The following is a 16,652-nucleotide window of genomic DNA, read 5'->3' as shown; positions in this document are numbered from 1 at the left end:
TGGCGGCCGTGGGGCGGACGTTGCGTGGGCAACTCGGGTGACGCCGGGGGCGTGCCGGCCGGCCGGCACGCCGAACGTTCACGCCAGGTTTCCCCGCCGGTCAGGTAAGGGCCCGGACCACGCGTCCTCTCCCCCGGGCGGCCGTGACACGGTTACGGAGGCGGACGATGAGTGGCAGGGGAGACACCGGAGTTGACGACCAGCTCGCCGAGGTGCGCGGGCTCGGCGTGGCGGTGGAGTTGGACGATCCCGCGGTGGTCGGCGCGGCCCGGGCGGGCGGCGCGGCGACGGCGGGTGGCAAGGCGACGGCGCTGGCCCGGGCCGCGGCGGCCGGACTGCCCGTGCTGCCGGGCTTCGTGCTGCTGCCGGCCGGCTCGGGCGAGCGCGGCCGGGACCCGGCACAGCTGTGGCGGCGGCTGAGCGAGGAGGGCCGCCGGCCACTGGCGGTGCGCTCCTCGTCGGCCGCCGAGGACACCGCCGACTCGGCGATGGCGGGGCGCTTCCGCTCGGTGCTCGACGTGCGCGGGCCGGCCGCGTTCGGGGCCGCGGTGCGGGCGGTGCGCGCCTCGGCCGCGCTGCCCGACCGGCCGGCCGCGCCGATGGCGGTGCTCGTCCAGCCGATGCTCGACTGCCGGGTCGGGGGCGTGCTGTTCGGCGCCGACCCGGTAACGGGCGCCCGCGACCGGCTGCTGGTCAGCGCCGTCGCCGGCGGCCCGGACCAGCTGGTCGGCGGCGCCGCGCAGGGCGCCGGCGCCCGGCTGAGCCGGCGCGGCCGGCCGCTCGACGGCGACGACCTGGCCGGCCTGCTCGACCGGGCCGAGCTGCGCCGGCTGGCGGCGCTGGCCCGCCGCGCGGCGCGGGTCTTCGGGGCGCCGCAGGACATCGAGTTCGGCTTCGCGGCCGCGGACGGCCGGCTGTGCCTCCTGCAGTCCCGGCCGATCACCGCCATGGGCCCGCGTCCCGCGCGCCGCGCCCGGCTGCTCGGCCCGGGGCCGGTCGCCGAGACACTGCCGGAGCCGCTCGCCCCGCTGGAGGAGGACCTGTGGGTGACGCCGCTGGCGCACGGCCTGGCCACGGCGCTCGACCTGGCCGGCGCCGCGTCCCGCCGCCGGTTGCGGGGCACACCGGTGGTGCGCACGGTGCAGGGACGGGCGGTGGCCGACCTGGCCCTGCTGGGCCTCGCGCCCCCCGCGCGCCGGGGGCTGGCCTGGCTCAACCCGGTACCGCCGGCCCGCCGGCTGTCCGCCGCCTGGCGGATCGGCCGGCTGCGCGGCGCGCTGCCCGGGCTGGCGGTCGGTCTCCAGGCGGACGTGGACCGGGAGTTGACCGAGGCACCGTCACCGGCCGAGCTGACGCCGGCCGACCTGGTCGGCGCGCTCCGCTGGTCGCGCGCCACCCTGGTGGCGTTGCACGCCCAGGAGGCGCTGGCCGGCGCCCTGCTGCCCGAGCCGCCGGCCGGCGCCGGCGGGGGCGGGGCGGCCGGCGGGGGCGCCGCGGTGGCGCTGGCCGCGCTTCGGCACGGCCGGGCCGAGGGGCTCTCGGACGCCGAACTGGCCGCCGCCAGGCCGGAGGTGCTGGCGCTGGTGCCGCCCAGCCTGGCCGGGCCGCTGCGGCTGCCACCAGCGCCGGAGCGGGACGGCGGGCCGGGCCCCGGGCCGCTCTCCGCCCGGGAGGGGCTGCGGCTGCGGGCGCGCTGGGTGCAGGAGTACCAGACCCGGCTGGTCCGCGAGGTCGCCGCGCGCAGCGTGGCCATCGACCGGCTGGCGCTGCTGCGCTGGACCGAGCTGCTCGACGTGGCACGCGGCCAGCCGCTGCCGACCGACCTGGCCTGGCGCCGGCCGCGGCCGGCCGGCGCGCCGCTCCCGGACGCGTTCCGGCTGGCCGCCGACGGCACGGTGGTCGCCGTGCGGCCGGCGGGGGCGAGCGGCGAGGGGCGAGCCGTGGGCGTCTCCCCCGGCCGGGCCGTCGGGGTGGCCTGGCACGGGGCGGGGCCGCAGCCGGACGACGCGGTGCTGGTGGTGCGTCACCTCGACCCGGCGCTGGCGGTGACGCTGCCCGCACTCCGCGGGCTGGTCGCCCAGACCGGCAGTCCGCTCTCCCATCTCGCGGTGTTGGCACGGGAGTTGCGGCTTCCGATGGTGACCGGGGCGACGGCGGCGGTGGACCGTTTCCCGACCGGCACCCGGCTACTGCTCGACGGGGCCACCGGCGAGCTGGTCGCCTCGCCGGCGGCGCCTCCGGGGCCGGCCGGGCCCGGCCAACCGCCCTCGGGACCGGGGGCCTGGACCACGTCGGGCGCCGGAGCCGCCGGTGCCGCCGGGCCCCGGGACCTGGCACCCCACCCGCCGGAGCCCGGCGCCGCGCGGGACGGCGGCGGCCGACGGCACGGGGAACGGCGGCACGGGGTACCTGAGCACGGGGAACGGCGGCACGGCGGTCGGTCACCGTGGGGCCCGGAGCGCGCGGCGCCGGCGACCGGCCGCCGGGAGGCCGGGTCGCCCGACCACGCGCCGGAGGACCGCCGGGCACGTGACCGCGAACAGCGGGACCGCCAACAGCCGGACCACGAACGGCGGGACCACGAAGGGCAGAACCACGAAGGGCAGGACCGACAACAGCGGGACCGCCAATGGCAGGAGGGACAACAGCGGGACCACGAACAACGGCAGCACGAACGGCAGGATCACCAACGGAGGGACCCCGACGTGCGACAGCCCCCGGCACCCGGCCCCGGGACGCCGGGCCTCGGAACGCCGGTCTCGGAGGACCGGGACCCCGAGGACCGGGAGTCCGAGGACCGGAACCCCAAGGACCGGGGGCCCGGGGCGCCGGAGCCCGAGGAGCACCGCCCCGCCGGCGGGCCGGCGCCGGCCGGGCGGCAGCGCGGGCCGGCCGGGGCGGCGGAGGTGCGCGGATGAGACCGGCGAGACTGGCGGCCTACCTCTTCGGCGGGGCGGCGGCGCTGGGCGCCGCCAGCTACCTGGTGGTCTACCTCTACCGCTGGCAGTGGCAACGGGCCCTGCTCTGCGGGGTGTTGCTGTTGGTCATCGAGGTGCTGCTGCTCGGCTTCGTGACCCTGGACCGGCTTGGCCGGCTGGAGCGGCAGGCCCGGGAGACGGACCGGCGCCACGAGGAGATCCTCGCCCTGCTGCGCGCCAACGAGCGCGAGCGGGCCGCCGGCCGGGGCCGGCCGGCCGGCGCCGAGTCCCGGTTCTCCTGGCTGGACGGGAGCGGCGGGCGCACCTTCGTCTTCGTGCCGGTGCTGATGGCGGCCGGTGCCGCGCTCTCCGGACTGGCCTGGCTGGTGGAACGGCTGGCCCGGGTCACCAGCCGGCCGCTGGGCCGGCGTCAGCTGGCCGGCCGGCTGGTGCCGCTGGCCGCGCCGCCCGGCGGCGCGCACGGCTCCGTCGCGGCGGAGCTGGGCGCGCGGCCGCCGCTGGGGCCACCGCGCTGGCGCGCGCCGGCGGCGGTCGGCGTGGCGCTGGCGCTGTGCGTCGGGCTCTACGCGGTGCTGGCCGAGCTGACCGAGACCAAGCCACCGGAGCGCGGCCAGGAGACGGCGACCTCGGTGCTCTTCACGGTCTCCGCCAGGAACGTCTCCGACGCGCGGGCCCATTTGGCCGCCCACCAGCTGTGGGAGCGCTGCCGGGACGCCACCTCGATCCCACTCGCCCAGGCGGCGATGGCTCCCCTGGACGGCCAGCTCTTCGCCGCCGTCATCCACCCGTCGCTCAGCGACCACGACCGGCACCGGCTGACCGGCTGCCTACAGGACGCCGGCCTGGACCGCGTTCAGCTGACCGTGCTGGGCACCGGCAGCATCACCCCCGACCCCGACTGATCCGGCCGTGCCCGCCCAGGCCGGCCCCGCGACCCCGCCCGCCCACCGCCTCAGGGGAGCCGGGGCGTGCTGGTGCCGAAGGCGAGGTGCAGGGTGCGTCGCGCCAGCAGCCAGCTCCCGGCGTGCCGCTCGAAGACGTCCACGTAGTGCCCCACCTGCGTGGGCGGCCCGGGCGGCGGCAGCTCGCCGCGGTGCCCGTCCACCCGGTGGGTGGCCAGGTAGCTGGTGCCGCTGGCCCGGTCGGCCGCGTGCGCGGTGATCCGGATGTTGCTCATCAGCCGGCGGGAGAGCCGGTCGGCCGGTCGGCCGCCGAAGTAGGCGCACAGCGCCTCCCTACCGACGATCCGGCGCCCGCCGGCCGGCCACTCCCAGATCCCGTCCGGGGTGAACAGCTCGGCGGCGGTGGCGGGTTCGCCCAGGTCGAGCCGGTGGACCAGGTCGAGGACCACACGTTCACAGGCCCGTTCGGCGAGCAACCGGTCGAGGTCACTGAGGGGTTGTGCGGGAGGGGTGTCCACCACCCCATGGTCGGAGCCGACTCGCGTGCCGCGCAACGGGATTGCGGGCCGGGTCAACCCGGGACCGCGGCGCTCGCCCCCCGTTCAGGCGTCCCGGGGCGGGGCGGTCGAGCCACGGACCCTCAGCTCGCCCGGGCAGACCAGCACGCCGCCCTCGGGGGCCTCGTCCCGGCCGAGGGCCAGCCGGCCGGCGTGCACCCCGGCCTCGTGCAGCGGCAGCCGCACGGTGGTCAGCGCGGGGGTGGCGTCCACCGCGAACGGCAGGTCGTCGAAGCCGGTCACCGAGACGTCCTCGGGGATGCGCACCCCACGCTCCCGCAGCGCCGCGCAGGCGCCCAGCGCGACCGTGTCGTTGGCCGCCGCGATGGCGGTCAGCCCGGGCTCGCGGTCAAGGAGTTCCAGCGCGCCGTAGTAGCCGGCCGAGCGGTCGTAGCTGCCGCGGACGGTGAGCCGGCTCGCGTCGCCGCCCAGCCCGGCGGCGGTCAGCGCGGCCCGGTGGCCCTCCAGCCGGTGCCGGGTGGTGGTGCGGGCCTGGGGGCCGGCCAGGTAGCCGATGCGGCGGTGGCCAAGGCCCAGCAGGTGCTCCGTCAACTGCCGGGCGCCGGCCCGGTTGTCGAAGGTGACGGCCGGGAAGTCGGTGTCCGTCAGCGGCGGTCGGCCGCAGAGCACCACCCGCGCGCCGGCGGCCTCCAGCCGGCCGAGCCGGCCGATCAGCGCCGCCCGGTGGCTCTGGTCCTCCAGGGCGCCGCCGGTGAGCACCACGGAGGCGGCGCGCTGGCGTTGCAGCAGGGTCAGGAAGGTCAGCTCGCGCTCCGGGGAGCCGCCGGTGTTGCAGACCACGGCGAGCTTGGGGCCGGGGCGGTCGGCGACGGGCTCGCCGATCTCGGACTGGACGGCGCTGGCCATGATCCCGAAGAACGGGTCGGCGATGTCGTTGACCAGCACCCCGACCAGGTCGGAGGTGGCGGCGGCCAAGGCGCTGGCCGGGCCGTTGACGACGTACTCCAGCTCCTCGACGGCCTGCAGCACGCGGTTCCTGGTGGCGCCGGCCACCGGATAGTTGCCGTTCAGCACCCGCGAGACCGTCGCCGCGGACACCCCCGCGCGGACCGCAACGTCCGCCAGCGTCACTGCCATGCTCTGCTCCCACTTGCCTAGCCCGCTGCCAAGAGGTTAGCTTCTCCCCCAGTAGAAAGCGCTTACCGTCCCGGGAGGGCAAGGACAATGACGACGCACTCGGCCGCCGAGCGCAGGACCGTCCGGATCGCCATGAACGGCGTCACCGGCCGGATGGGGTACCGCCAGCACCTGGTGCGCTCGATCCTCGCCATCCGTGAGCAGGGCGGCGTCCCGCTCGCCGACGGCACCGTGATCTGGCCCGAGCCACTGCTGGTGGGGCGCCGCCCGGCCGCCCTGCGGGAGCTGGCCGCCCGGCACGGCCTGCCCGAGGACGCGGTGAGCACCGACCTGGACGCGGTGCTGGCCGACCCGACCGTGGACGTCTACTTCGACGCCCAGGTGACCCTGGCCAGGGAGGAGGCGATCAGCAAGGCGATCGCCGCCGGCAAGCACATCTACACCGAGAAGCCCACCGCCACCGGCGTGGCCGGCGCGCTGGCACTGGCCAGGCAGGCCGAGGACGCCGGGATCAAGCACGGCGTGGTGCAGGACAAGCTCTTCCTGCCCGGCCTGCTCAAGCTGAAGCGGCTGATCGACGGCGGCTTCTTCGGCCAGATCCTCTCGGTGCGCGGCGAGTTCGGCTACTGGGTCTTCGAGGGCGACTGGCAGGAGGCGCAGCGCCCCTCGTGGAACTACCGCGCCCAGGACGGCGGCGGCATCGTGGTCGACATGTTCCCGCACTGGGAGTACGTGCTGCACGAGCTGTTCGGCCGGGTGGAGAGCGTGCAGGCGCTGGCCACCACGCACATCCCGCGGCGCTGGGACGAGCGCGGCGAGGCCTACGAGGCCACCGCTGACGACTCCGCCTACGGCGTCTTCCAGCTGGCCGGTGGCGTGGTCGCGCAGATCAACTCCTCCTGGGCGGTGCGGGTCAACCGCGAGGAGCTGGTGGAGTTCCAGGTGGACGGCACCGAGGGCTCGGCGGTCGCCGGGCTGCGCGGCTGCCGGGTGCAGCACCGCTCCGCCACCCCGAAGCCGGTGTGGAACCCGGACATCCCGGCCACCGAGCGGTTCCGCGAGCAGTGGCAGGAAGTGCCGGACAACGGCGAGTTCGACAACGGGTTCAAGGCCCAGTGGGAGCTGTTCCTGCGCCACCTGGTCGCCGACGAGCCCTACAGCTGGGACCTGCTCGCCGGCGCGCGCGGCGTGCAGCTGGCCGAGCTGGGGCTGCTCTCCTCCGCCGAGGGCCGGCGCGTCGAGGTGCCCGAGCTGACCCTCTGACAGCCGTCGGAAGATCCCGACCGGCCGCCGCCCCCGTTCCGTACCCAGCCCCGCCGCTCCCGAAGGAGACCGTCACCGTGATCCGACTGCCCGACGCCACCGGCGCGTTGCGCGAGTACACCCCGCGCGCCGAGCCGGCGGCGTTCGCGCCCGGGCGTCCGCCGCTCGCCTCGCGCGTCGTCTACTCCGCCGCCCACGTGGTGGCCGACCCGTTCGCCGACAGCACCCCGGACGGGCCGGCGGCCGTGGACTGGGAGCGCACCCTGGCCTTCCGGCACCACCTGTGGTCGCACGGGCTCGGCGTGGCCGAGGCGATGGACACCGCGCAGCGCGGCATGGGCCTGGACTGGGCCGGCGCCGCCGAGCTGATCCGGCGCTCCGGCGCCGAGGCGAAGGCCGTCGGCGGGCTGATCGCCTGCGGCGTGGGCACCGACCAGCTGACCGGGCAGGCGAGCCTCGCCGAGGTGCGGGCCGCCTACGAGGAGCAGCTGGCGGTCGTCGAGGAGACCGGGGCGCGGCCGATCCTGATGGCCTCCCGGGCGCTGGCCGCCACGGCCGGCGGCCCGGAGGACTACCTGGCGGTCTACGGGGAGTTGCTCCGGCAGGCGGCGCGGCCGGTGATCCTGCACTGGCTGGGCCCGATGTTCGACCCGGCGCTTGAGGGCTACTGGGGCTCGTCCGACCTGGACGCGGCCACCGAGACCTTCCTGGAGATCATCGCGGCCAACCCGGAGAAGGTGGACGGGGTCAAGGTCTCGCTGCTGGACGCGGGGCGCGAGGTCGCGCTGCGCCGGCGCCTGCCGGCCAGCGTGCGCTGCTACACGGGCGACGACTTCAACTACCCGGAGCTGATCGCCGGGGACGAGCAGGGCTTCAGCCACGCGCTGCTGGGCATCTTCGACCCGCTGGGCCCGCTGGCCGCCGAGGCGGTGCGGGCGTTGGACGCGGCCGACCCGGCGGCCTTCCGGGCGCTGCTCGACCCGACGGTGCCGCTCTCCCGGCACCTCTTCCAGACCCCCACCCGGTACTACAAGACGGGCGTGGTGTTCCTCGCCTGGCTGGCCGGCCACCAGGACCACTTCACGATGGTCGGCGGCCTCCAGTCGGCCCGGTCGCTGCCCCACCTGGCCCGCGCCTACGAACTCGCCGACGGCCTCGGCCTGTTCCCCGACCCGGAGCGCGCCCGCGCCCGGATGGCCCAGCTGCTCGCCGTGCAGGGAGTACCCCAGTGACCCAGACCACCTCCGAGCCCGGGACCGGGGCCGCCGCCGGCGACCTGACGGGCTTCTCCATCAACCAGATGACCGTGCGCCAGCTGTCGCTGCCCGAGCTGGTCGACGGACTGACCGCGCTGGGCGTGCCCGGCGTCGGGCTGTGGCGCGAGCCGGTGGCCGCCTACGGCCTGCGGGCCGCCGCCAAGCTGGTGCGGGACGCCGGCCTGGCCGTGACCACGCTCTGCCGGGGCGGCTTCCTCACCGCGGAGCGGCCGGCCGAGCGGGCCGCCGCGCTGGACGACAACCGGGCCGCCATCGACGAGGCCGCCGAGCTGGGCACCGACACCCTGGTGCTGGTCTCCGGCGGGCTGCCGGCCGGCAGCCCGGACCTGTTCGGCGCCCGGGAGCGGATCGCCGAGGCGATCGCCGAGCTGGCGCCGTACGCGGCGGAGCGCGGCGTGCGGCTGGCGATCGAGCCGCTGCACCCGATGTACGCGGCCGACCGCTGCGTGGTCTCCACCCTGGCGCAGGCGCTGGAGCTGGCCGGTCGCTTCCCGGCCGACCAGGTCGGCGTGGTGATCGACACCTACCACCTGTGGTGGGACGACCAGGTGGCGGCCGGTATCGCGCGGGCCGGCGCCGAGGGGCGCATCCACAGCTTCCAGCTGGCCGACTGGACCACCCCGCTGCCCGCCGGGGTGCTCAACGGCCGGGGCCAGCTGGGTGACGGCGCGGTCGACTTCCGGTGGTTCGACGCGGCCGTCCGGGCCGCCGGCTACACCGGCCCGGTGGAGGTCGAGCTGTTCAACGACGGGCTGTGGGCCAGGGAGGGCCTCGGCGTGCTGGCCGAGACCGTGGACCGCTACCGGACGCACGCCCGCTGAGTGGACAGCCACCGGACGCACGCCCGCTGAGCCGACCGGGGTCCGCGCCGCGACGGGCCCGGTGCCGCGCCGCCGACCGGCCGCGGCACCGGGCCACTCCCCCGGCCGGCCCGTAGCCGTCGCCGGCCCGGCCGGGCGCGGCTACGGTGGAGCGCAGGGCACGGAACGTCACGGGCCCCTCGCTGACCGGCCGGGAGGTGCGTTTCGTGGCTTCCCTCCGACGCGGCGGGCAGAACGGCCTCTTCGCCCTGCTGCTGCTGAGCGTCGTGGTGATCACGGCCTACCAGCTCGTACTCGGACAGCCGGACGCCACCGTCCGCTACGCCAGCACCTCGCTGCTGCCGCCGCTGGTGGCCAGCGCCCTGCTGCCGCTGCGGCGGACCGCCGTGGTGGGCGCCACCTCGATCGCCTCCACGGTGCTCAACTTCGGCTTCCTGCTGCCGGTGAGCAACCTCAGCGGCCGGATCGTGGTGATCAGCTCCATCGTGGTCGCCGTCGTCCTCAGCCTGCTGAGCTGCTGGGCCCGGGCGAACCGGGAGGCCAAGCTGGGCCGGGTGATGATCGCCCGCGACCGGCTGACGCTGCTCAGCGTGGCCACCACCCACATCGGCAACACCCTGGAGGTGGACACCACCGCCAGGGAGCTGGTGGAGGCCGCGGTGCCCCGGTTCGCCGACCTGGCCACCGTCGACCTGGCCGACCCGGTGCTGCGCGGCGAGGAGCCGCGCCCCGGCTGGTCCGGGCAACCCCCGTTCGAACTGCGTCGGGTGGCCCAGCGGTCGGTGCTGGAAGGGGCGCCGGAGGCGGTGCTCAGGCTGGACGAGACCCGGCGCCGGATCGAGGACTCGGTGCCGGCCCGGGTGCTGGCCAGCGGCCGGCCCGAACGCTCGACCGGCCTCGAAGGGCCGGCCGACCTGGCCGGCTGGCTCGGTGTCTCGCCCGAGCGGGCCGAGGAGCCCTGGCGCCGGTACGGCTTCCACTCCGGGATCGCCGTCCCGCTGCGGGCCCGCGGCACCACCCTGGGCGTCGCGGTCTTCCTGCGGCACCGGACGCGGGAACCGTTCGACGCGGACGACCTGGTGCTCGCCCAGGAGATCGCCGCCCGGGCGGCGGTCTGCGTGGACAACGCGCGCCGCTTCACCCGGGAGCACCGCAACTCGCTGGCGCTCCAGCGCAGCCTGCTGCCCCGCCGGCTGCCCAAGCTGGCGGCGGTCGACGTGGCCAGCCGCTACCTGCCGGCCGACTCGGCGATGGGGGTCGGCGGCGACTGGTTCGACGTGATCCCGCTCTCCGGCGCCCGGGTGGCGCTGGTGGTGGGCGACGTGGTGGGGCACGGGGTGCACGCCTCGGCCACCATGGGCCGGCTGCGCTCCACGGTGCGCACCCTGGCCGACATCGACCTCCCGCCGGACGAGTTGCTCACCCACCTGGACGACGTGGTGATCCGGCTGCGGTTCGAGACCGAGCCGGCCGACGCCGGCCGGGAGTCCCCGACCGGCGGGTTCGGCGCCACCTGCCTGTACGCCGTCTACGACCCGGTCTCCCGGCACTGCACGGTGGCGCGCGCCGGCCACCCGGCGCCGGTGCTGGTGCGGCCCAGCGGCACCGCGGAGGTGCTGGAGCTGCCGGCCGGGCCGCCGCTCGGCCTGGGCGGCCTGCCGTTCGAGTCCGCCGAGCTGGACCTGCCGGAGGAGACGCTGCTGGCCCTCTACACCAACGGGCTGGTGGAGTCCCGGGGCAGCCGGGACCCCGACCGGGGCTTCGACGAGCTGCGGCGGGTGCTCTCCCGCCCGAACGGCTCGCTGGAGGAGCTGTGCGACACGGTGCTGGACACCGTGCTGGCCGAGCAGCCGACCGACGACGTGGCGCTGCTGCTGGCCAGGACCCGCGCGCTGGACGCCTCGCACGTCGCGACCTGGGAGATCCCCGACGACCCGACGGCGGTGGCCAGCGCCAGGGAGCTGGCCACCAGTCAGCTGGCCGGCTGGGGCATGGCGGACGCGGCGTTCACCGCCGAGCTGGTGGTCAGCGAGCTGGTGACCAACGCGATCCGGCACGCGGACGGTCCGATCCAGCTGCGGCTGATCCGGGAGCGCGGGCTGATCTGCGAGGTCTCCGACAGCACCAGCACCTCCCCGCACCTGCGGCGGGCGCGGGTCTTCGACGAGAGCGGCCGCGGCCTGTTCATCATCGCCCGGCTCACCGAGCGCTGGGGCACCCGACACCGGCCGGGCGGCAAGACGATCTGGGCCGAACTGGCCCCGTAGCGGCGGCGCCCGGCGGCCGGGACGGCCGTAGGCTGGCCGGATGACCGACCGTGCGGAGCACCCGGCCGAGCCGCTGGCCAGCGGGCCCCTGGGGATGCGGCTGCTGGCCTTCGACGAGGCGCCGGAGGAGACCGTCTTCCGCACCGCCCCGGTGCGGTACGTGCTGGTGGCCGCCTGGCACCTGGACCGGCTGCTGCTGGTGCTGGTGCGGGACCGCGGCTGCTGGGAGCTGCCCGGCGGCGGCATCGACCCGGGGGAGAGCCCGCGCCGGGCCGCGGCGCGGGAGCTGTGGGAGGAGACCGGGCAGCGGCTGGCCCCGGAGCGGCTGCGCTTCGTGGGTTTCGCCCACACCCTGCTGCCCGGCAAGGACGAGGCGCGCGGCGCGCTCTACACCGTCGACGTCGAGGAGCCGGCCGACTGGCGGGCCAGCGACGAGATCGCCGCCGTGCACTGGTGGGACCAGGGCGCGCCACCGGCCGGCGGCGCGCTCCAGACCGTGGACAGCTACCTCGCCCGACGCACCCGGCCCGCACTGTCGTAGGCCGCCCCTACCATCGGCCCATGAGCAATCGGCCCGGCGGCTTCGCCTTCCAGACCCGCGCGGACGGCACCGTGCTGATAACCCACCACGGCCGGCCCGCCGGCACCCTGCGCGGCGGCCGGGCCGCCCGTTTCCTCGCCGAGGTCGAGGCGGGCGACCCCCAGCTGGTGATGGCCCGTTGGACGGGTAACTACAAGCACGGCAACGAGCGCGCCGCCCGCCGCCACCCGCGCAACCGGGGGTAGCGGGGCCGACGCGCGCGGCTCCCGGCGCACCACGGGCACCGGGGCTGACCGGTCGGCCTCACAGCTCGGCGACCTTCCCGGCGGCGGCCAGGGCCAGCAACCCGGCGACCCACCACCACAGGTCGAAGCCGAAGAACAACACCAGGAAGACCAGCACGCCGACGCCGAGCGCGATCAGCAGCTGGAAGTCCTGCTCGGCGTCCCGCGCCTCGCGCTCCCGGCGCTCGGCCTCCCGCCTGGCCTCCTCCCTGGCCCGCTCGGCGCGGGTCAGCGCCTCCTCCACCGCCTTCGCCAGCTCGGCCGGGTCCTGCCGCCCGGACCAGTTCATGTGCACGTCCCCGTGCACCGAACCGAACTGCCCCACCGGGCCGTTGATGTCCCCGCCGCTGATCTCGTTCCGCGCCTCGTGGCGCTCCTCGCCATCCCCCTGAGGTCTCCCCATGACGACCAGGATCCCCGGTGCCCCGGCGGGAGGCCAGCCCGTGGCGACCGGAAACCGCCGGTCGCCGCGGGTCAGCCGACGACCGTGGGGGCCGGCTCGCCCGCGTAGGCCCGCCAGAGTTCCGCGTAGCGGCCGTCCGCCGCCAGCAGGTCGGCGTGCCGGCCGTCCTCGACCACCCGGCCCTGGTCGAGCACCACCACCCGGTCCGCCCGGGCCGCCGTGGTGAGGCGGTGCGCGACCACCAGCGTGGTGCGGCTGCCGGCCAGCCGGTCGGTGGCCTCGTTGACCAGCGCCTCGGTGGCCAGGTCGAGCGCCGCGGTGGCCTCGTCCAGCAGCAGGATGTCCGGGTTGCCCAGCTCCGCCCTGGCCAGCGCGATCAACTGCCGCTGGCCGGCGGACAGGTCGCGGCCCCGCTCGGCCACCCGGTGCAGGTAGCCGCCGGGCAGCGCGGCGATCATCGGGTGCGCGCCCACCGCCCGGGCGGCCGCCTCCACCTCGGCGTCGGTGGCGTCCGGCCGGCCGTAGGCGATGGCGTCCCGGACCGTGCCGGCGAACAGGTACGGCTCCTGGGGGACCACCCCCAGCCGGTGCCGGTAGTCGGTCAGCTCCAGTTCGCGCAGGTCGACGCCGTCGAGCCGGACCGCGCCCGCGGTCGGGTCGTAGTACCGGGCGACCAGCTTCACCAGGGTGGACTTGCCGGCGCCGGTCTCGCCGACGAAGGCCACGGTCTGGCCGGCCGGGATGGTCAGCTGGACACCGGCGAGCGCGTCCTCGTCCGCGCCCCGGTAGGCGAACCGCACCTGGTCGAAGGTCAGCTCGCCGGCGGCCGACGTCACCGGCACCGGCCTGGTCGCCGGCGGGGTGCTGGTCCGCTCGGCCAGCAGCTCCCGCACCCGGCCCAGCGAGACCACCGCCTGCTGGTAGCCGTCGAAGACCTGGGACAGCTGCTGGACGGGGGCGAAGAACAGCTCGATGTACAGCAGGTAGGCGACCAGCGCGCCGGCGGTCAGCGTCTCGTCCCCCACCCGTCCGGCGCCGACCACCAGCACCCCGGCGGTGGCGACGGTGGCCAGCAGCTGGACGAACGGGAAGTAGACCGAGATCAGCCACTGGCCGCGCACCCGGGCCTGCCGGTAGCCGTCCGAGCGGGCCACGAACCGGCCGAGGCCGTCCGCCTCCCGCCGGAAGGCCTGCACCATCCGCAGCCCGGCGACCGACTCCTGGAGGTCGGCGTTGACCCCGGCGATCCGCTCCCTGGCCAGCTCGTAGGCGCGGGTGCTCAGCCGGCGGAAGAAGACGGTGCCGACCACCAGCGGCACCAGCGTCGCCAGGACCACCAGCGCCAGCTCGGCGTCCAGCGCCACCAGGACCACCAGGATGCCGAGGAAGGTGAGGACCGCGACCAGCGCCTGCACCAGGCCGGTCTGGAGGAAGGTGGTCAGCGCGTCCACGTCGGTGGTCATCCGGGTCATCACCCGGCCGGCCAGCTCGCGTTCGTAGAAGTCCAGGCCGAGTCGCTGGAGTTGGGCGAAGACCTTCACCCGCAGCGTGTAGAGGGCCCGCTCGCCGACCCGGCCGACGGCGCGCGTCGAGCCGTACTGCGCCGCCCACTGCGCCGCCACCACCCCCAGCGCCAGCAGGGAGGCGGCCCACACCGCGCCCAGCGCGGCCTCCCGCACGCCCTCGTCGATGCCGTGCCGGATCAACACCGGCAGCAGCAGCGCGGCCAGCGCGTCCGCCACCACCAGCAGCAGCGCGGCGGCCAGCGGCCCGCCGAGGCCGGCCAGCAGCCGGCGCAGGCCGAAGGTCCGCTCGGGCGCCGCCGCCCGTTCCTCGTCCACCGCCGGCCGGTCGGTGGCCGGCGGCAGCGCCGCCAGCCCGGCCCGCAGCTCCGGCGTCACGGGGGAGCCGGCCTCCTCGGCGGCCGCCAGGTCGGCCGGGTCCAGGCCCGCCTGGTCGGCGTGGTCGGCGGCGGCCGGGGCCGTGGCGGCCCGTGGCCAGGCCGCCTCGGTCACCTCGCCCGGCGTCCAGTCGGCCTCCCGCGCCGCCCCGGCCAGCCCCGCCGGGTCCCGCGCCACCCCGCCCAGCTCGCCCGGGTCGGCCAGCAGCCGCCGGTACAGCTCGCAGCGGCCGAGCAGCTGCTCGTGGGTGCCGGTGTCCACCAGCCGGCCGCCGTCCAGCACGGCTATCCGGTCGGCGAGTTGCAGGGTGGACTCGCGGTGCGCGATCAGCAGCGTGGTGCGGCCGCGCATCACCGAGCGGAGCGCCTCGTGGATCTCGTGCTCCACCCGGGCGTCCACCGCCGAGGTGGCGTCGTCCAGGATCAGCAGCCTGGGGTCGGTCAGGATGGCCCGGGCCAGCGCGACGCGCTGCCGCTGGCCGCCGGAGAGGGTCATGCCCTGCTCGCCGACGACCGTGTCGTAGCCGTCGGGCAGCTCCTCGATGAAGCCGTCCGCCCGGGCCGCCCTGGCCGCCGCCCGGATCTGCTCGTCGGTGGCGTCCGGCCGGCCGTAGGCCAGGTTGTGCCGGATGGTGTCCGAGAAGAGGAAGCTGTTCTCCGGCACCAGGCCGATGGCCGCGCGCAGCGAGTCCTGGGTCAGCTCCCGCACGTCGTGCCCGCCGACCAGTACCCGGCCCGCGTCGGGGTCGTAGAAGCGCGGCAGCAGCAGCGAGACGGTGGACTTCCCGCTGCCGGACGGCCCGACCACCGCCAGCGTCTCGCCCTCCCCGACCCGCAGCGACAGCTCCCGCAGCACCGGCTCGTCGGGGGTGTAGCCGAAGCTGACCCGCTCGAACTCCACGGTGGCCGGCGCCTGCTCCGGCAGCGCCCGGGCGTCGGGCGCCTGGCGGATCTCCGGCTCGGTGTCGATCAGCTCCAGCACCCGCTCCACGCCGGCCCGCGCCTGCTGGCCCACGGTGAGGATCACGGTCAGCATCCGCACCGGGCCGACCAGTTGGGCGAGGTAGGTGGAGAAGGCGACGAAGGTGCCCAGGGTGATCTCGCCCCTGGTGGCCATCCAGCCGCCCAGCGCCAGCATCCCGACCTGCCCCAGCGAGGGCACGGCCTGCAGCGCCGGCGTGTAGCGGGCGTTGAGCCGGACACCGCGCATCCGGGCGGCGAAGAGCCGCTCGCTGACCCGGCGCAGCTTCGCCATCTCCTGGCGCTCCTGCCCGAAGCCCTTGACCACCCGCACGCCGCCGACCGCGCCGTCCACCACGCCGGCCACCGAGGCGGCCTGCGCCTGCGCGTACCAGGTCGCCGGGTAGAGCCGGCGCCGGCTGCGGCGGGCGATCAGCCAGAGCGCCGGCGCCACCGCCAGCGCCACCAGGGTGAGCGGCGGCGACAGGGTCAGCATCACCACCAGCGAGACGGCGAAGAGCGCCACGTTGCCGATGGTCATCGGCATCATGAAGAGCAGGCCCTGGATGAGCTGGAGGTCACTGGTGGCGCGGCCGACCACCTGCCCGGTGCTCAGCCCGTCCTGCCGCCGGCCGTCCAGCCGGGTGAGGGTGGCGAACATCTCGGTCCGCAGGTCGTGCTGCACGTCGATGCCGAGCCGGCCGCCGTAGTAGCGGCGCACAAAGGTCAGCGCGTAGACCACCACCGCGGCGGCCAGCAGCAGCCCCACCCAGCGGCCGATGCCCCCCTGTCCGCCGAGCACCACGTCGTCGATGATCACCTTGGTGATCAGCGGCATCAGGGCCATCACGGCCATCCCGACCAGGGACGAGCCGACCGAGAGCAGCAGGTTGCGGCGGTACCGCCAGCAGTAGCCCAACAGCCGCCGTATCCACCCAGCCTCACGTTCCGCCACCGCGGCGCCTCCCGTGCCCAAGCCACTCGCCCCCTGCTCTGCCGACGCCGCTCTAACGCCGCCGACCGGCCGTTTCATCCCGCCGCAACAATATGAACGTGCCACGGCCGGGGTCAGGGCGCACCGGGAGCGGGCGGGAACGGCACCGGACGCGCGGGCCCGAGCCGGGGCGGAAACCCGGTTGCCCGGGCCCGTCGGGCCGCTCTAGGGTGCCTGCCCATGGGAGCTTTCACCTGGCTGATCGGAGTCCGCGCCGGCGCGCTGACGTCCGTGATGAGCACTCCGTCCCGACGTCTTCGCTCCCGGCGCCCGGCCCTGGCCTGACCGGTCACGCCCGGCGCCCGAGGCCCCCCTCGCGCGCTCCCCGAGCGTTCCCCTGCTCCGGCCCAGGGCCGTCCGTGTTCCCATCGACCACGGACAGGCCGCCGGCTGCCCCGCTTTCCTCTCGGTTCACCCCGGCTCCGCTCGGCCTGTCCTCGCGCCTT

Annotated in this window: 12 protein-coding genes; 8 read left to right on the top strand and 4 right to left on the bottom strand. The window is 76.3% G+C overall.

Annotated elements, in window-relative coordinates:
- The first annotated feature begins 167 nt into the window (after positions 1 to 167).
- Both RM844_RS04510 and RM844_RS04505 read left to right on the top strand, forming a co-directional pair.
- Positions 168 to 2,918, top strand: a complete 2,751-nt coding sequence (locus RM844_RS04510; RefSeq protein ID WP_311664967.1) for a PEP/pyruvate-binding domain-containing protein — start codon at positions 168 to 170, stop codon at positions 2,916 to 2,918.
- Positions 2,915 to 3,841 carry a hypothetical protein gene (locus RM844_RS04505; RefSeq protein ID WP_311664965.1) on the top strand — a complete coding sequence of 309 codons (927 nt, stop codon included), beginning with the start codon at positions 2,915 to 2,917 and terminating at the stop codon, positions 3,839 to 3,841. The genes RM844_RS04510 and RM844_RS04505 overlap by 4 nt, the downstream gene beginning before the upstream one ends.
- 50 nt (positions 3,842 to 3,891) lie before the next feature.
- On the opposite strand, the gene RM844_RS04500 is transcribed toward RM844_RS04505, so the two are convergent.
- Both RM844_RS04500 and RM844_RS04495 read right to left on the bottom strand, forming a co-directional pair.
- Positions 3,892 to 4,359 carry a nuclear transport factor 2 family protein gene (locus RM844_RS04500; protein ID WP_311664963.1) on the bottom strand — a complete coding sequence of 156 codons (468 nt, stop codon included), beginning with the start codon at positions 4,357 to 4,359 and terminating at the stop codon, positions 3,892 to 3,894.
- A gap of 84 nt (positions 4,360 to 4,443) precedes the next feature.
- Entirely contained in the window at positions 4,444 to 5,496 is a 1,053-nt protein-coding gene (locus RM844_RS04495; RefSeq protein WP_311664962.1) for a LacI family DNA-binding transcriptional regulator, read from the bottom strand.
- 87 nt (positions 5,497 to 5,583) lie between these two features.
- Between RM844_RS04495 and RM844_RS04490 the strand changes: the two genes are divergently transcribed.
- The 6 genes from RM844_RS04490 (at position 5,584) to RM844_RS04465 (ending at position 11,910) form a co-directional block, all read left to right on the top strand.
- On the top strand, positions 5,584 to 6,759 hold the full coding sequence (locus RM844_RS04490; RefSeq protein ID WP_311664959.1) for a Gfo/Idh/MocA family protein: 1,176 nt from the start codon (positions 5,584 to 5,586) through the stop codon (positions 6,757 to 6,759).
- Positions 6,760 to 6,836: 77 nt separating this feature from the next.
- On the top strand, positions 6,837 to 7,991 hold the full coding sequence (locus tag RM844_RS04485) for a dihydrodipicolinate synthase family protein (RefSeq protein ID WP_311664957.1): 1,155 nt from the start codon (positions 6,837 to 6,839) through the stop codon (positions 7,989 to 7,991).
- A gap of 68 nt (positions 7,992 to 8,059) precedes the next feature.
- The gene (locus RM844_RS04480; RefSeq protein WP_311665328.1) at positions 8,060 to 8,857 is read left to right on the top strand and encodes a sugar phosphate isomerase/epimerase family protein; all 798 of its coding nucleotides are present in this window, start codon (positions 8,060 to 8,062) and stop codon (positions 8,855 to 8,857) included.
- 206 nt (positions 8,858 to 9,063) lie between these two features.
- Positions 9,064 to 11,124: an ATP-binding SpoIIE family protein phosphatase gene (locus RM844_RS04475; protein ID WP_311664956.1), complete on the top strand. Its 2,061-nt coding sequence runs from the start codon at positions 9,064 to 9,066 to the stop codon at positions 11,122 to 11,124.
- 40 nt (positions 11,125 to 11,164) lie between these two features.
- Positions 11,165 to 11,665, top strand: a complete 501-nt coding sequence (locus RM844_RS04470; protein WP_311664954.1) for an NUDIX hydrolase — start codon at positions 11,165 to 11,167, stop codon at positions 11,663 to 11,665.
- Between the two features lie 20 nt (positions 11,666 to 11,685).
- Positions 11,686 to 11,910 carry a hypothetical protein gene (locus tag RM844_RS04465; protein ID WP_311664952.1) on the top strand — a complete coding sequence of 75 codons (225 nt, stop codon included), beginning with the start codon at positions 11,686 to 11,688 and terminating at the stop codon, positions 11,908 to 11,910.
- Positions 11,911 to 11,968: 58 nt separating this feature from the next.
- Here the strand turns inward: RM844_RS04465 and RM844_RS04460 are convergent, their stop codons facing one another.
- Both RM844_RS04460 and RM844_RS04455 read right to left on the bottom strand, forming a co-directional pair.
- Positions 11,969 to 12,352 (bottom strand): hypothetical protein, encoded by a 384-nt coding sequence (locus RM844_RS04460; protein ID WP_311664950.1) that lies wholly within the window; start codon positions 12,350 to 12,352, stop codon positions 11,969 to 11,971.
- 71 nt (positions 12,353 to 12,423) lie between these two features.
- Positions 12,424 to 16,245 (bottom strand): ABC transporter ATP-binding protein, encoded by a 3,822-nt coding sequence (locus tag RM844_RS04455; RefSeq protein ID WP_394814435.1) that lies wholly within the window; start codon positions 16,243 to 16,245, stop codon positions 12,424 to 12,426.
- Positions 16,246 to 16,652 lie beyond the last annotated feature (407 nt).

The sequence above is a fragment of the Streptomyces chisholmiae genome, from assembly GCF_031845445.1.
Lineage (GTDB): Bacteria > Actinomycetota > Actinomycetes > Streptomycetales > Streptomycetaceae > Streptomyces > Streptomyces chisholmiae.
This window is presented reverse-complemented; position numbering and strand designations above follow the sequence as displayed.

What these genes read in the sequence shown, in the direction of transcription:
- RM844_RS04510 (WP_311664967.1), top strand. Translation starts at nt 168, where the DNA reads ATGAGTGGCAGGGGAGACACCGGAGTTGACGACCAGCTCGCCGAGGTG.
- RM844_RS04505 (WP_311664965.1), top strand. Translation starts at nt 2,915, where the DNA reads ATGAGACCGGCGAGACTGGCGGCCTACCTCTTCGGCGGGGCGGCGGCG.
- RM844_RS04495 (WP_311664962.1), bottom strand. Translation starts at nt 5,496, where the DNA reads ATGGCAGTGACGCTGGCGGACGTTGCGGTCCGCGCGGGGGTGTCCGCG.
- RM844_RS04490 (WP_311664959.1), top strand. Translation starts at nt 5,584, where the DNA reads ATGACGACGCACTCGGCCGCCGAGCGCAGGACCGTCCGGATCGCCATG.
- RM844_RS04480 (WP_311665328.1), top strand. Translation starts at nt 8,060, where the DNA reads ATGACCGTGCGCCAGCTGTCGCTGCCCGAGCTGGTCGACGGACTGACC.
- RM844_RS04470 (WP_311664954.1), top strand. Translation starts at nt 11,165, where the DNA reads ATGACCGACCGTGCGGAGCACCCGGCCGAGCCGCTGGCCAGCGGGCCC.
- RM844_RS04465 (WP_311664952.1), top strand. Translation starts at nt 11,686, where the DNA reads ATGAGCAATCGGCCCGGCGGCTTCGCCTTCCAGACCCGCGCGGACGGC.
- RM844_RS04460 (WP_311664950.1), bottom strand. Translation starts at nt 12,352, where the DNA reads ATGGGGAGACCTCAGGGGGATGGCGAGGAGCGCCACGAGGCGCGGAAC.
- RM844_RS04455 (WP_394814435.1), bottom strand. Translation starts at nt 16,245, where the DNA reads ATGAAACGGCCGGTCGGCGGCGTTAGAGCGGCGTCGGCAGAGCAGGGG.